Origin of the sequence: Escherichia sp. E10V10 (assembly GCF_004211985.1) — a bacterium.
In the GTDB taxonomy this organism is placed as follows: Bacteria; Pseudomonadota; Gammaproteobacteria; order Enterobacterales; family Enterobacteriaceae; genus Escherichia.
The window spans coordinates 115849-130180 of the sequence record NZ_RHJO01000015.1 but is presented as its reverse complement, the minus strand read 5'-3'; the positions used below and the strand labels follow the sequence as shown (position 1 = coordinate 130180).

At 52.9% G+C, this 14332-nt stretch carries 14 protein-coding genes; 12 read left to right on the top strand and 2 right to left on the bottom strand.

Going from position 1 to position 14332, the window contains the following annotated elements; translation table 11 throughout:
- Positions 1-115 precede the first annotated feature (115 nt).
- From D9736_RS16365 to ugpQ, 6 genes are all read left to right on the top strand, one after another.
- Positions 116-862 carry a hypothetical protein gene (locus tag D9736_RS16365; protein ID WP_130258723.1) on the top strand — a complete coding sequence of 249 codons (747 nt, stop codon included), beginning with the start codon at positions 116-118 and terminating at the stop codon, positions 860-862.
- 232 nt (positions 863-1094) lie between these two features.
- Positions 1095-2411, top strand: coding sequence for a sn-glycerol-3-phosphate ABC transporter substrate-binding protein UgpB (ugpB, locus tag D9736_RS16360; protein ID WP_130221358.1), 1317 nt, complete (start codon positions 1095-1097; stop codon positions 2409-2411).
- Between the two features lie 97 nt (positions 2412-2508).
- Positions 2509-3396, top strand: coding sequence for a sn-glycerol-3-phosphate ABC transporter permease UgpA (gene ugpA, locus D9736_RS16355; RefSeq protein WP_000099289.1), 888 nt, complete (start codon positions 2509-2511; stop codon positions 3394-3396).
- Positions 3393-4238: a sn-glycerol-3-phosphate ABC transporter permease UgpE gene (ugpE, locus tag D9736_RS16350; protein ID WP_000572183.1), complete on the top strand. Its 846-nt coding sequence runs from the start codon at positions 3393-3395 to the stop codon at positions 4236-4238. The genes ugpA and ugpE overlap by 4 nt, the downstream gene beginning before the upstream one ends.
- Before the next feature lies 1 nt (position 4239).
- Positions 4240-5310: a sn-glycerol 3-phosphate ABC transporter ATP binding protein UgpC gene (gene ugpC / locus D9736_RS16345; protein WP_130258722.1), complete on the top strand. Its 1071-nt coding sequence runs from the start codon at positions 4240-4242 to the stop codon at positions 5308-5310.
- On the top strand, positions 5307-6050 hold the full coding sequence (gene ugpQ / locus D9736_RS16340; protein ID WP_130258721.1) for a glycerophosphodiester phosphodiesterase: 744 nt from the start codon (positions 5307-5309) through the stop codon (positions 6048-6050). The genes ugpC and ugpQ overlap by 4 nt, the downstream gene beginning before the upstream one ends.
- Here the strand turns inward: ugpQ and D9736_RS16335 are convergent.
- Positions 6037-6477, bottom strand: coding sequence for a DUF2756 family protein (locus tag D9736_RS16335; RefSeq protein ID WP_130209058.1), 441 nt, complete (start codon positions 6475-6477; stop codon positions 6037-6039). The genes ugpQ and D9736_RS16335 overlap by 14 nt on opposite strands.
- 120 nt (positions 6478-6597) lie before the next feature.
- Here D9736_RS16335 and ggt point away from each other — a divergent pair, with 120 nt between their 5' ends.
- The gene (gene ggt / locus D9736_RS16330) at positions 6598-8331 is read left to right on the top strand and encodes a gamma-glutamyltransferase (RefSeq protein ID WP_130258720.1); all 1734 of its coding nucleotides are present in this window, start codon (positions 6598-6600) and stop codon (positions 8329-8331) included.
- Between the two features lie 60 nt (positions 8332-8391).
- Here ggt and yhhY read toward each other — a convergent pair whose 3' ends face one another.
- The gene (yhhY, locus tag D9736_RS16325; RefSeq protein ID WP_130258719.1) at positions 8392-8880 is read right to left on the bottom strand and encodes an N-acetyltransferase; all 489 of its coding nucleotides are present in this window, start codon (positions 8878-8880) and stop codon (positions 8392-8394) included.
- Between the two features lie 455 nt (positions 8881-9335).
- Here yhhY and D9736_RS16315 point away from each other — a divergent pair, with 455 nt between their 5' ends.
- The 5 genes from D9736_RS16315 (at position 9336) to gntU (ending at position 14290) form a co-directional block, all read left to right on the top strand.
- On the top strand, positions 9336-10373 hold the full coding sequence (locus D9736_RS16315; protein WP_130258717.1) for an oxidoreductase: 1038 nt from the start codon (positions 9336-9338) through the stop codon (positions 10371-10373).
- 122 nt (positions 10374-10495) lie between these two features.
- Entirely contained in the window at positions 10496-11191 is a 696-nt protein-coding gene (gene yhhW, locus D9736_RS16310; protein ID WP_130209049.1) for a quercetin 2,3-dioxygenase, read from the top strand.
- Positions 11192-11284: 93 nt separating this feature from the next.
- Positions 11285-12280, top strand: coding sequence for a gluconate operon transcriptional repressor GntR (gene gntR / locus D9736_RS16305; RefSeq protein ID WP_130209047.1), 996 nt, complete (start codon positions 11285-11287; stop codon positions 12278-12280).
- 138 nt (positions 12281-12418) lie between these two features.
- Positions 12419-12946 carry a gluconokinase gene (gntK, locus tag D9736_RS16300; protein WP_000108330.1) on the top strand — a complete coding sequence of 176 codons (528 nt, stop codon included), beginning with the start codon at positions 12419-12421 and terminating at the stop codon, positions 12944-12946.
- A 3-nt stretch (positions 12947-12949) separates the two neighbouring features.
- Complete coding sequence (gene gntU / locus D9736_RS16295) at positions 12950-14290, top strand: gluconate transporter (protein ID WP_130258716.1); 1341 nt, start codon at positions 12950-12952, stop codon at positions 14288-14290.
- The last annotated feature ends 42 nt before the right edge of the window (positions 14291-14332 follow it).

Here is a 14332-nt window from a genome sequence, read left to right as displayed (position 1 = left end):
ATCAATAACCCGGCAGCTAAGTTCTGCCGGGTTCTTCGTCCGTTTACAGACTTGTTTCGACTGACCGGGAGGATTAAAACCAGACCACTTATTTGCCACGGAAAGGTTCCCTCCCATGCATTATGCCGTTGTCGTCATGCTTGAACTGCTTTGCTGTATTCACGCTTACCGTACCGGACAAGAGCGGTATTGGATTTTTATCATCTTCTGTTTTCCGGTGATTGGTTGCGTGGCGTATTTCGTCATGGTGATGCTGCCTGAAACGGGCGCTGACCGTCACGGACGTACTTTGCTGATGCGCCTGCAGGACAAAATCAATCCGGAACGCCACCTGCACAAATTAACCGAAGAGCTGGCGATTGCCGAGACCAATCAAAACCACTATCAACTTGCCAACGAGCTGGCGCGCCTGGAGCGTTATCACGAAGCCGTTCCCCATTATCAGCAGGCGTTAAGCGGGATATTCGTCCATGAAGCGGCAATGATGTTAAGCCTGGCGCAGGCACAATTTGCCATCCAGGAGTTCGCTGCCTGCCAGCAGACGCTGGAAGATGTGATGCGTTATAACCCTGATTTTCAGTCGGCAGAAGGGCACTTGTTATTCGCCAGAACCTTAGCCGCTCAGGAAAAATACGCAGATGCGGAAAGCGAGTTTGACGTGTTGGTTTCTTATTACCCTGGCCCGCAGGCGCGTATTTACTATGCGGAAATGCTGGCGAAAATGAGTCGGTTACGTGAAGCCAACGAGCAGTATGTTGCTGTGGTTGATACGGCTAAACGCTCAAGACCACATTACAGAAAACACCACCGGGAATGGATTAAGACCGCCAATGAACGGCTGAAGCAGAGTATTGTTCAATAAGTGCTGCGCCAGATAGCCTCTGGCGCGTTAATTTTCCCCAACGTAGCATTATCCGTGCCCCATCTCCCATTTTCCCTCACCCACGCCGTCACCGCCTTGTCATCTTTCTGACACCTTACTATCTTAAAAATGTAACAAAAGAGTTATTTTTCTGTAATTCGAGCATGTCATGTTACCCCGCGAGCATAAAACGCGTGAATTCGCGCATTCGGTACAACAAGAGAGATAAACGATGAAACCGTTACATTATACAGCTTCAGCACTGGCGCTCGGACTGGCGTTAATGGGCAATGCGCAGGCAGTGACAACTATTCCGTTCTGGCATTCTATGGAAGGGGAACTGGGTAAAGAGGTGGATTCTCTGGCCCAACGTTTTAACGCCGAAAACCCGGATTACAAAATTGTACCGACCTATAAAGGTAACTACGAACAGAATTTAAGCGCGGGGATTGCCGCATTTCGTACCGGCAACGCACCGGCTATTTTGCAGGTTTATGAAGTTGGCACCGCCACCATGATGGCGTCGAAAGCCATTAAACCGGTGTATGACGTGTTTAAAGAGGCGGGGATTCAATTCGATGAGTCGCAGTTTGTGCCGACGGTTTCAGGTTACTACTCCGACAGCAAAACGGGCCACTTACTCTCCCAGCCGTTCAACAGCTCGACTCCCGTTCTCTATTACAACAAAGACGCCTTCAAGAAAGCGGGGCTAGACCCGGAACAGCCGCCGAAAACCTGGCAGGATCTGGCTGACTATGCCGCGAAACTGAAAGCCTCCGGCATGAAGTGCGGCTACGCCAGCGGCTGGCAGGGCTGGATCCAACTGGAAAACTTTAGCGCCTGGAACGGCCTGCCGTTTGCCAGCAAAAACAACGGCTTTGACGGCACAGACGCGGTGCTTGAGTTCAACAAGCCGGAGCAGGTGAAACACATCGCCATGCTCGAAGAGATGAACAAGAAGGGCGACTTCAGCTACGTCGGGCGTAAGGATGAATCCACCGAGAAGTTCTATAACGGTGATTGCGCAATGACGACTGCCTCTTCTGGTTCTCTTGCCAACATTCGCGAGTACGCCAAATTCAACTACGGCGTAGGCATGATGCCTTACGACGCCGATGCGAAAGGTGCGCCACAAAACGCCATTATCGGCGGGGCCAGCCTGTGGGTGATGCAGGGCAAAGATAAAGAAACGTATACCGGCGTGGCGAAGTTCCTCGACTTCCTCGCGAAGCCAGAAAACGCTGCCGAGTGGCATCAGAAAACCGGTTATCTGCCAATCACCAAAGCGGCGTATGACCTGACGCGTGAGCAGGGCTTTTACGAGAAAAACCCAGGGGCGGATACCGCGACGCGTCAGATGCTGAACAAGCCGCCGTTGCCGTTCACCAAAGGGCTGCGTCTGGGCAACATGCCGCAGATCCGCGTGATTGTGGATGAAGAGCTGGAGAGCGTGTGGACCGGTAAGAAGACGCCACAGCAGGCGCTGGATACCGCCGTTGAGCGTGGGAATCAGTTACTGCGCCGCTTTGAGAAATCGACGAAGTCTTAACCAGTGAAATGTCGGGTGCGCTTCGCTTATCCGACCTGCCATCGTGTGTAGGCAGAATAAGCGAAGCGTATCCGGCACAGTTCAGGAATTAACCGTAATGTCATCATCCCGTCCGGTGTTTCGCTCGCGCTGGCTGCCTTATTTGCTGGTCGCGCCACAGCTCATCATCACCGTTATCTTTTTTATCTGGCCTGCGGGCGAAGCGTTGTGGTACTCGCTACAAAGCGTCGATCCGTTTGGTTTCTCCAGCCAGTTTGTCGGCCTGGATAACTTCGTCACGCTGTTCCATGACAGCTACTATCTCGACTCCTTCTGGACGACGATAAAATTCAGTACCTTTGTCACCGTCAGCGGTTTGCTGGTGTCGCTGTTCTTCGCGGCGCTGGTGGAGTACATCGTGCGCGGCAGTCGTTTCTATCAAACCTTGATGCTGCTGCCGTATGCCGTGGCTCCCGCCGTTGCCGCCGTATTGTGGATCTTCCTGTTTAACCCCGGCCGTGGGCTGATCACTCATTTTCTCGCAGAGTTCGGCTACGACTGGAACCACGCGCAAAACAGCGGTCAGGCAATGTTTCTGGTGGTGTTTGCCTCGGTGTGGAAGCAAATCAGCTACAACTTTCTGTTCTTCTATGCCGCGCTGCAATCCATTCCCCGTTCGTTGATTGAAGCCGCAGCCATCGACGGTGCAGGCCCGATTCGCCGCTTCTTTAAGATTGCGCTGCCGCTTATTGCGCCAGTGAGTTTCTTCCTGCTGGTGGTGAACCTGGTGTATGCCTTCTTCGACACCTTCCCGGTGATCGACGCCGCCACGTCCGGCGGGCCAGTACAGGCTACCACGACGCTGATTTATAAGATCTACCGCGAAGGCTTTACCGGACTGGATCTGGCTTCGTCTGCCGCGCAGTCGGTAGTGTTGATGTTCCTCGTCATCGTGCTGACGGTGGTGCAGTTCCGCTATGTTGAAAGCAAGGTGCGTTACCAATGATTGAGAACCGTCCGTGGCTGACAATATTCAGCCATACCATGCTGATCCTCGGGATCGCGGTGATCCTCTTCCCGCTGTACGTGGCGTTTGTCGCGGCGACGCTGGATAAACAAGAAGTCTACGCCGCGCCGATGACGCTTATTCCCGGCACGCATCTGCTGGAAAACATCCACAACATCTGGGTGAATGGGGTAGGCACGAATAGTGCGCCGTTCTGGCGGATGTTGCTTAACAGTTTTGTGATGGCGTTCAGTATTACGCTCGGCAAAATTACCGTCTCGATGCTCTCGGCATTTGCCATTGTCTGGTTTCGTTTTCCACTACGTAACCTCTTCTTCTGGATGATTTTTATCACTCTGATGTTGCCGGTTGAAGTGCGTATTTTCCCGACGGTGGAAGTCATCGCCAACCTGAAGATGCTCGACAGCTACGCCGGTTTAACGCTGCCGCTGATGGCCTCGGCGACCGCCACGTTTCTTTTCCGCCAGTTCTTTATGACGCTGCCGGATGAGCTGGTGGAAGCGGCGCGGATCGACGGCGCGTCGCCAATGCGTTTCTTTTGCGACATCGTTTTTCCGTTGTCGAAAACCAATCTGGCGGCGCTGTTTGTGATCACCTTTATTTACGGCTGGAACCAGTATTTGTGGCCGTTGTTGATTATTACCGACGTTGATCTCGGCACCACCGTGGCAGGGATTAAAGGGATGATCGCCACTGGCGAAGGCACCACGGAATGGAACTCGGTGATGGCGGCGATGTTGTTAACCCTGATCCCACCAGTAGTGATTGTTTTAGTGATGCAGCGTGCCTTTGTGCGCGGCCTGGTCGATAGTGAGAAATAAGATGGCAGGACTGAAATTACAGGCAGTAACCAAAAGCTGGGATGGCAAAACCCAGGTCATTAAACCGCTGACCCTTGATGTTGCGGATGGCGAATTTATCGTGATGGTCGGGCCGTCTGGCTGCGGGAAATCGACGTTATTGCGCATGGTGGCCGGACTGGAGCGGGTAACGACGGGCGATATCTGGATCGACCGCAAGCGTGTCACCGAAATGGAGCCGAAAGATCGCGGAATTGCGATGGTATTCCAGAACTACGCGCTTTATCCGCATATGAGCGTCGAAGAAAACATGGCGTGGGGGCTGAAAATCCGCGGCATGGGCAAGCAGCAAATTGCCGAGCGCGTTAAAGAAGCGGCGCGTATTCTGGAACTGGACGGCCTGCTCAAACGTCGCCCGCGTGAGCTTTCCGGCGGTCAGCGCCAGCGTGTGGCGATGGGGCGCGCGATTGTGCGTGAGCCGGCGGTGTTCTTGTTTGATGAGCCGCTCTCTAACCTTGATGCCAAGCTGCGCGTGCAGATGCGGCTTGAACTACAACAACTGCACCGTCGCCTGAAAACAACTTCACTCTACGTTACCCATGATCAGGTTGAAGCGATGACGCTCGCCCAGCGAGTGATGGTAATGAACGGCGGCGTTGCCGAACAGATTGGCACGCCAGTTGAAGTCTACGAAAAGCCCGCCAGCCTGTTTGTGGCGAGTTTTATCGGCAGCCCGGCGATGAACCTACTGGCTGGCCGCGTGAATAACGAAGGCACGCATTTCGAACTGGATGGCGGTATTGCGCTGCCGCTAAACGGTTACTATCGCCAGTATGCCGGGCGTAAAATGACTCTCGGCATTCGCCCGGAACATATTGCGCTAAGCTCGCAGGCAGAAGGTGGCGTTCCGCTGGTGATGGACACGCTGGAGATCCTCGGCGCAGATAACCTGGCGCACGGACGCTGGGGCGAACAGAAGCTGGTGGTGCGACTGGCGCATCAGGAGCGCCCGACGGCAGGTAGCACGCTGTGGCTGCATCTGCCGGAAAATCAGCTGCATCTTTTTGATGGTGAAACAGGACAACGAGTATGAGTAACTGGCCTTATCCCCGCATCGTCGCCCACCGTGGCGGCGGTAAACTGGCTCCGGAAAACACCCTGGCAGCAATCGATGTGGGGGCAAAATACGGTCATAAGATGATCGAATTTGACGCGAAGTTATCGAAAGATGGCGAGATCTTTCTGCTCCATGACGACAATCTTGAACGCACCAGCAACGGTTGGGGCGTTGCGGGCGAGCTGAACTGGCAGGATTTACTGCGCGTGGATGCAGGCAGTTGGTACAGCAAAGCGTTTAAAGGTGAGCCGCTGCCGTTGCTTTCGCAGGTGGCGGAACGCTGTCGCGAACATGGGATGATGGCGAATATCGAAATCAAGCCCACCACTGGCACCGGGCCATTAACGGGCAAAATGGTGGCGCTGGCGGCACGCGAACTTTGGGCCGGTATGACGCCGCCGCTGCTGTCATCGTTTGAGATTGATGCTTTAGAAGCCGCACAGCTGGCGGCACCGGAACTGCCGCGTGGTTTGTTGCTGGATGAGTGGCGCGACGACTGGCGCGAGTTGACTACGCGGCTGGGCTGCGTCTCTATTCATCTCAATCATAAGTTGCTCGATAAAGCGCGAGTGATGCAGTTGAAAGACGCTGGATTACGGATTCTGGTGTATACCGTCAACAAACCCCAGCGCGCGGCAGAGTTGCTGCGCTGGGGCGTGGATTGCATCTGTACCGATGTGATTGATGTAATTGGTCCGAACTTTACGGCCCAATAGTTTTCAACGGAATGTCAGGCTGCGACGTGCTGGGCGGATTCAGCATGTCGCCGTTTTTCCTCTCTTGCAGCATATGCTGCTGATTTAGCGAACTATCCGGATTATGGTTACTGTTTAACATCCCGCCGTTGGTGTTGGGCAGCATTTGCTGCCGGGCGGGATTTAGCTCCCCCGGCTGCGACTGCAATACCCGTTGCGAGTTACTGTTAATCTGATTTTCTAAATGCTGCTGTTGTAATTGCGTCTGAGTTTTCAGTTGCTGATTCAGCATCCCTTTTTGCTGGATTTGCTGCGTTTGCATTTGAGTTTGCATCCGCTGCTGGCTGGGGATTTGATATCCCGGCTGGTTGGGGTTGTTCAGAGTATTAATGGGCTGTGCAAAGCCGACAAACGGCAGGAGTGCCGTCAAAAGCAGAAGTCGTTTCATCGCGTATCCTCCTCTGAAGATATCCTTTAAGTTTACTCGCTTCCCGGCAAAACGATGATTAATTCAGAGTTATATACCAGGCTTAGCTGGGGTTGCCCCACACATAACTGGAGAATAACGATGATAAAACCGACGTTTTTACGCCGGGCGGCGATTGCAGCTTTGCTTTCAGGATGTTGTTTTAGTGCGGCAGCCGCGCCACCTGTTTCTTATGGTGTGGAGGAAGATGTCTTCCATCCGGTACGCGCAAAGCAGGGGATGGTGGCGTCTGTAGATGCTACTGCCACTCAGGTGGGGGGGGATATCCTCAAGGAGGGCGGGAATGCCGTTGATGCTGCCGTGGCGGTGGGCTACGCGCTGGCGGTAACGCATCCGCAGGCGGGGAATCTGGGCGGCGGTGGTTTTATGTTAATCCGCTCGAAAAATGGCAATACCACGGCTATCGATTTCCGCGAAATGGCGCCGGCCAAAGCGACCCGCGATATGTTCCTTGATGATCAGGGCAACCCGGACAGCAAAAAATCACTCACTTCGCATCTGGCTTCCGGCACGCCCGGTACGGTAGCAGGTTTCTCGCTGGCGTTGGATAAATACGGCACCATGCCGTTGAACAAAGTGGTGCAGCCAGCGTTTAAACTGGCACGCGATGGTTTTATCGTTAACGACGCGCTGGCAGACGATCTCAAAACCTACGGTAGCGAAGTGTTGCCGAATCACGAAAACAGTAAAGCTATCTTCTGGAAAGAGGGCGAGCCGCTGAAAAAGGGCGACAAGCTGGTGCAGGCGAACCTGGCAAAGAGCCTAGAGATGATTGCCGAAAACGGCCCGGATGAATTCTACAAAGGCACGATAGCAGAACAGATTGCCCAGGAGATGCAGAAAAACGGTGGCTTGATCACGAAAGAAGATTTAGCGGCGTATAAAGCGGTCGAACGTACACCGATAAGCGGCGATTATCGCGGGTATCAGGTTTACTCCATGCCACCGCCATCTTCCGGCGGTATTCATATCGTACAAATCCTCAATATCCTGGAAAACTTCGATATGCAGAAATACGGCTTTGGCAGCGCCGATGCGATGCAAATCATGGCAGAAGCTGAGAAATATGCCTACGCCGACCGCTCGGAATATCTTGGCGACCCGGATTTTGTCAAAGTCCCGTGGCAGGCACTGACCAATAAAGCCTATGCCAAATCCATTGCCGAGAAAATCGATATCAATAAAGCGAAGCCATCCAGCGAAATTCGCCCAGGCAAGCTTGCGCCTTATGAGAGTAATCAAACTACCCATTACTCAGTGGTGGATAAAGACGGTAACGCGGTAGCGGTTACCTATACGCTGAACACCACCTTCGGTACGGGTATTGTCGCAGGCGAGAGCGGTATTTTGCTCAATAACCAGATGGATGATTTCTCCGCCAAACCAGGCGTGCCGAACGTTTATGGGCTGGTGGGCGGTGATGCCAACGCCGTCGGGCCGAACAAACGCCCGCTGTCATCGATGTCGCCGACTATTGTGGTGAAAGACGGTAAAACCTGGCTGGTCACCGGAAGCCCTGGCGGTAGCCGGATCATCACCACCGTGCTGCAAATGGTGGTGAATAGCATCGATTATGGCATGAATATCGCCGAAGCGACCAATGCACCGCGTTTCCACCATCAGTGGCTGCCGGACGAGCTGCGTGTCGAGAAAGGATTTAGCCCGGATACGCTCAAGCTGCTGGAAGCAAAAGGTCAGAAAGTGGCGCTGAAAGAGGCGATGGGCAGTACGCAAAGTATTATGGTTGGGCCGGACGGTGAGTTGTACGGCGCATCCGACCCACGCTCGGTGGATGATTTAACTGCGGGGTATTAATATATTAAGCCCTCTCCCGGTAGGTGAGGGCTTAAATGACAAACTTAGATTGCAAATCCTCTATTTCACCCGCGCCATATAATACGCATCAACATATTCACCATTACGCAATGCGTACTTCTTGCCGGTCCCTTCAATCTCAAAGCCGAATTTTTTATAGACCTTAATTGCTGGCGCGTTATCGACGAACACCGTTAGCTCGATACGATCTACCCGCAACCAGTTGTTGCACATTTCAATCATCTCTCGCATCAGGGCGCTGGCGACACCGCGATTCTTCCAGCGGGCGTCGACACAGATACCAAAATCGGCAACATGACTGCGGCGTGGGCGTTGCTGTACATCAATGGTGAGATGACCTACTACAGTTCCATCAATACAGGCGACGAGTTGCTTGATGCCGGGGCGAGCGGTGAGTCGCTCCTGCCACATTGGCTCTGACGGATGAGGCACCTGTAGTGTGTTGTAATACACCTCCGGCTGGGCGTGGATATGCCGAATGGCCTCATAATCGCGCGTTTCTGCGTGGCGTATTACTATCTCACTCATTCCTCTGTCCTCTTTAGGGTAAATGTCCCTTTCAACATCATTGACTTTCAAATACGAGTCAAATGCATTTTTTTGCAAAAAGTGTTGGACAAGTGCGAATGAGAATGATTATTATTGTCTCGCGATCAGGAAGACCCTCGCGGAGAACCTGAAAGCACGACATTGCTCACATTGCTTCCAGTATTACTTAGCCAGCCGGGTGCTGGCTTTTTTTTGCTTGTCATTTTGTCCACGGGAAGTGTTCCTCGTGTTGAGACAAATGCAAAATCGCCTGATGCGCTACGCTTATCAGGCCTACAAATAGTCCTGAACCGTAGGTCAGATAAGGCGTTCACGCCGCATCCGGCATGAATAAAGTGCACTTTGCCAACAATCTGACGTACTGAAGCCCAGGCATAGGAACCGCGTCCGCTTTGCGCTAAGGTGTAAATAACCACCTTAAAAAGGACGAAATCATGGTCATCAACTGTGCCTTTATTGGCTTCGGCAAAAGCACCACCCGTTACCATCTGCCGTATGTACTTAACCGCAAGGATAGCTGGCATGTCGCGCATATTTTTCGCCGCCATGCGAAGCCGGAAGAACAGGCCCCCATTTATTCCCATATTCATTTCACCAGCGATCTCGACGAAGTGTTAAACGATCCCGATGTTAAGCTGGTTGTCGTCTGCACCCACGCGGACAGCCACTTCGAGTACGCGAAGCGCGCGCTGGAAGCCGGGAAAAATGTACTGGTCGAAAAACCGTTCACCCCGACGCTTGCGCAGGCGAAAGAGCTGTTTGCGCTGGCGAAAAGCAAAGGGCTGACCGTCACGCCGTATCAGAATCGTCGCTTTGACTCCTGCTTCCTGACGGCAAAAAAAGCGATTGAAAGCGGCAAGCTGGGAGAGATTGTCGAAGTGGAAAGCCATTTTGACTATTACCGCCCGGTGGCAGAAACCAAACCTGGACTGCCGCAGGATGGCGCGTTCTATGGGCTTGGTGTGCATACCCTGGACCAGGTTATCTCGCTGTTTGGTCGCCCGGATCACGTCGCTTATGACATCCGCAGCCTGCGTAATAAAGCCAATCCTGACGACACCTTTGAAGCGCAGCTGTTTTATGGCGACCTGAAAGCGATCGTTAAAACCAGTCATCTGGTGAAAATCGATTATCCGAAATTTATCGTTCACGGTAAGAAAGGTACATTTATTAAATACGGTATCGACCAGCAGGAAACCAGCCTGAAGGCTAATATTATACCGGGCGAACCTGGATTTGCGGCGGATGATTCGGTCGGTGTGCTGGAGTATGTCAATGACGAGGGCGTGACGGTCAGAGAAGAGATGAAGCCGGAGATGGGCGACTATGGGCGCGTTTATGATGCGTTGTACCAAACCATCACCAGCGGTGCGCCAAATTACGTCAAGGAATCTGAAGTTCTTACTAATCTGGAAATCCTTGAACGCGGTTTTGAACAAGCCTCTCCCTCCACAGTGACTCTCGCGAAGTAAGTTTGATGGCCCCTCGAATAGTTCAATTTTTTTGAACAGAGGGGTCAATTTTCACCCTCTATCATCCCAGGCAGATCGGGTCCACACTAAGCCCATCGAAATCATTCAGGGGGCGAATACAAATGATCTACTTACGCAAAGCAAATGAACGCGGTCATGCAAATCATGGCTGGCTGGACTCCTGGCATACTTTCTCTTTTGCCAATTATTACGATCCGAACTTTATGGGCTTCTCTGCACTGCGCGTGATTAACGACGACGTGATTGAAGCAGGGCAGGGCTTCGGCACTCACCCGCATAAAGATATGGAAATTTTGACCTACGTGCTGGAAGGTACTGTTGAGCACCAGGACAGCATGGGCAATAAAGAACAGGTTCCGGCGGGCGAGTTCCAGATTATGAGTGCGGGTACGGGTATTCGTCACTCAGAGTACAACCCAAGCAGCACCGAGCGTCTGCATCTGTATCAGATCTGGATCATGCCGGAAGAAAACGGCATTACGCCGCGTTATGAACAGCGTCGCTTCGATGCCGTGCAGGGTAAACAACTGGTGCTCTCGCCGGATGCGCGTGACGGTTCGCTGAAAGTGTATCAGGATATGGAACTGTACCGCTGGGCGCTGGTAAAAGATGAGCAGTCGATACATCAGATTGCCGCTGAACGCCGCGTCTGGATCCAGGTGGTGAAAGGTAATGTCACTATTAACGGCGTAAAAGCCTCGACCAGCGATGGTCTGGCGATTTGGGATGAGCAGGCGATTTCCGTCCACGCTGATAGCGACAGTGAAATCCTGCTGTTCGATTTACCGCCAGTCTAAATTTATCTCACAAACCTTCCTGAGGAATCAGGAAGGTTGTGATGCGTCCGTGGTAAACTAAAGGAATCTATCCCTTTTGTACCTTTCAGGACGATGAAAAAGAAAAGACCCGTACTTCAGGATGTGGCTGACCGTGTAGGCGTGACCAAAATGACGGTCAGCCGCTTTTTGCGTAACCCGGAGCAAGTTTCCGTCGCTCTACGTGGCAAGATTGCCGCCGCTCTTGATGAACTGGGTTATATTCCCAATCGCGCGCCCGATATCCTCTCTAACGCCACCAGCCGGGCGATTGGCGTCCTGTTACCTTCTCTCACCAACCAGGTTTTTGCGGAAGTATTACGCGGTATCGAAAGCGTCACCGACGCGCACGGTTATCAAACCATGCTGGCGCACTACGGTTATAAACCGGAAATGGAGCAAGAACGCCTTGAATCGATGCTCTCCTGGAATATCGATGGCCTGATCCTTACCGAACGCACCCACACGCCACGCACCTTAAAGATGATTGAAGTGGCGGGTATTCCGGTGGTGGAGCTGATGGACAGCCAGTCGCCGTGCCTCGATATCGCTGTCGGTTTTAATAACTTTGAAGCGGCACGCCAGATGACTGCCGCTATTATTGCTCGCGGGCATCGTCACATTGCTTATCTCGGCGCACGTCTCGACGAACGTACTATCATCAAACAGAAGGGATATGAGCAGGCGATGCTGGATGCAGGCCTGGTGCCATATAGCGTGATGGTTGAACAATCTTCTTCTTACTCTTCCGGTATTGAACTGATTCGTCAGGCGCGGCGGGAATATCCACAGTTGGATGGCGTGTTCTGTACCAACGATGACCTGGCGGTCGGCGCGGCGTTTGAATGTCAGCGTCTGGGGTTGAAAGTTCCTGACGATATGGCGATTGCCGGTTTCCACGGTCATGACATCGGCCAGGTGATGGAGCCACGGCTGGCAAGTGTGCTGACGCCGCGTGAGCGGATGGGCAGCATTGGCGCTGAACGCCTGCTGGCGCGTATTCGTGGCGAAGCGGTGACGCCGAAAATGTTAGATTTAGGTTTCACCTTGTCACCGGGTGGATCTATTTAAGCCTACAAATTTGAAGTAGCTCACACTTATACACTTAAGGCACGGATGGATATTGCTTCTGTTTTTGTCCGGCTGGAGAATGTTACCGATAACAGTTACCCGTAACATTCTTAATTCTTGTACTGTGGGGGCACCACTTTGAGCACGACTAATCATGATCACCACATTTACGTCTTAATGGGCGTATCGGGCAGCGGCAAATCTGCGGTCGCCAGTGAAGTGGCGCATCAACTTCATGCCGCGTTTCTTGATGGCGATTTCCTCCATCCGCGCCGCAATATCGAAAAAATGGCGTCTGGTGAACCGCTGAATGACGACGATCGCAAACCGTGGTTGCAGGCGCTGAACGACGCCGCGTTTGCTATGCAGCGTACCAATAAAGTGTCGCTGATCGTCTGCTCTGCACTGAAAAAACACTATCGCGACCTGCTGCGTGAAGGTAATCCGAATCTCTCTTTCATCTACCTGAAAGGCGATTTTGATGTGATTGAAAGCCGCCTGAAAGCGCGCAAAGGCCATTTCTTTAAAACCCAAATGTTGGTGACGCAGTTTGAAACGCTGCAGGAGCCGGGTGCGGACGAAACCGATGTACTGGTGGTGGATATCGATCAACCGCTGGAAGGTGTTGTGGCAAGCACCATTGAGGTTATTAAAAAAGGCAAATAAGTAGTGACTACATTAACGCTTGTTTTAACAGCAGTAGGGTCTGTTTTACTGCTGCTGTTTTTAGTCATGAAGGCGCGTATGCACGCTTTCCTGGCTTTGATGGTGGTGTCTATGGGGGCTGGCCTTTTTTCCGGTATGCCGCTCGATAAAATCGCAGCGACGATGGAAAAAGGGATGGGAGGCACCCTCGGCTTCCTGGCGGTGGTTGTCGCCCTGGGAGCCATGTTTGGCAAGATCTTACATGAAACCGGCGCAGTCGATCAGATTGCCGTCAAAATGCTCAAATCCTTCGGTCACAGCCGCGCGCATTATGCCATCGGCCTTGCGGGGCTGGTCTGCGCGCTACCGCTGTTCTTTGAAGTGGCGATTGTTCTGCTGATTAGCGTTGCTTTCTCAATGGCGCGCCACACCGGTACGAACCTGGTGAAGCTGGTAATCCCATTATTCGCAGGCGTGGCAGCAGCGGCTGCGTTCCTGGTGCCTGGACCAGCGCCGATGCTGCTGGCATCGCAGATGAATGCCGACTTTGGCTGGATGATCCTGATTGGCCTGTGTGCGGCAATTCCGGGGATGATTATTGCCGGGCCGCTGTGGGGCAATTTCATCAGCCGTTACGTGGAGCTGCATATTCCTGACGACATCAGCGAACCGCATCTCGGCGAAGGCAAAATGCCGTCTTTTGGATTCAGCCTGTCGCTGATCCTGCTGCCGCTGGTGCTGGTAGGGCTGAAAACCATTGCTGCGCGTTTTGTACCAGAAGGATCAGCTGCTTACGAATGGTTTGAATTTATCGGCCATCCGTTTACTGCGATTCTGGTTGCTTGTCTGGTAGCAATTTATGGCCTGGCAATGCGTCAGGGCATGCCAAAAGACAAAGTGATGGAGATTTGCGGTCACGCGCTGCAACCGGCGGGGATCATTCTGCTGGTGATTGGTGCAGGCGGCGTGTTCAAACAGGTGCTGGTTGACTCTGGCGTAGGTCCGGCGCTGGGCGAAGCGTTAACCGGCATGGGCCTGCCGATTGCCATCACCTGCTTCGTGCTGGCAGCTGCAGTGCGCATCATTCAGGGGTCTGCCACCGTTGCCTGTTTAACGGCGGTGGGGCTGGTGATGCCGGTTATTGAACAATTGAATTACTCCGGTGCGCAAATGGCGGCACTGTCGATTTGTATCGCTGGTGGTTCGATTGTCGTCAGCCACGTTAACGACGCTGGTTTCTGGTTGTTCGGTAAATTTACCGGTGCGACCGAAGCCGAAACGCTGAAAACCTGGACCATGATGGAAACCATCCTCGGCACTGTTGGTGCCATCGTCGGGATGATTGCGTTCCAGCTGTTGAGTTAATTACTGCGACAAATTACTGCGAGCTTGCTCGCAGTAATTCAT

Excerpts from the sequence above, each read along its gene's own strand:
- ugpQ (WP_130258721.1), top strand. The coding sequence starts at position 5,307 with ATGAGTAACTGGCCTTATCCCCGCATCGTCGCCCACCGTGGCGGCGGT.
- D9736_RS16315 (WP_130258717.1), top strand. The coding sequence starts at position 9,336 with ATGGTCATCAACTGTGCCTTTATTGGCTTCGGCAAAAGCACCACCCGT.
- gntR (WP_130209047.1), top strand. The coding sequence starts at position 11,285 with ATGAAAAAGAAAAGACCCGTACTTCAGGATGTGGCTGACCGTGTAGGC.
- yhhY (WP_130258719.1), bottom strand. The coding sequence starts at position 8,880 with ATGAGTGAGATAGTAATACGCCACGCAGAAACGCGCGATTATGAGGCC.
- D9736_RS16365 (WP_130258723.1), top strand. The coding sequence starts at position 116 with ATGCATTATGCCGTTGTCGTCATGCTTGAACTGCTTTGCTGTATTCAC.
- ugpC (WP_130258722.1), top strand. The coding sequence starts at position 4,240 with ATGGCAGGACTGAAATTACAGGCAGTAACCAAAAGCTGGGATGGCAAA.
- ugpA (WP_000099289.1), top strand. The coding sequence starts at position 2,509 with ATGTCATCATCCCGTCCGGTGTTTCGCTCGCGCTGGCTGCCTTATTTG.
- yhhW (WP_130209049.1), top strand. The coding sequence starts at position 10,496 with ATGATCTACTTACGCAAAGCAAATGAACGCGGTCATGCAAATCATGGC.
- ugpE (WP_000572183.1), top strand. The coding sequence starts at position 3,393 with ATGATTGAGAACCGTCCGTGGCTGACAATATTCAGCCATACCATGCTG.
- D9736_RS16335 (WP_130209058.1), bottom strand. The coding sequence starts at position 6,477 with ATGAAACGACTTCTGCTTTTGACGGCACTCCTGCCGTTTGTCGGCTTT.
- ggt (WP_130258720.1), top strand. The coding sequence starts at position 6,598 with ATGATAAAACCGACGTTTTTACGCCGGGCGGCGATTGCAGCTTTGCTT.
- ugpB (WP_130221358.1), top strand. The coding sequence starts at position 1,095 with ATGAAACCGTTACATTATACAGCTTCAGCACTGGCGCTCGGACTGGCG.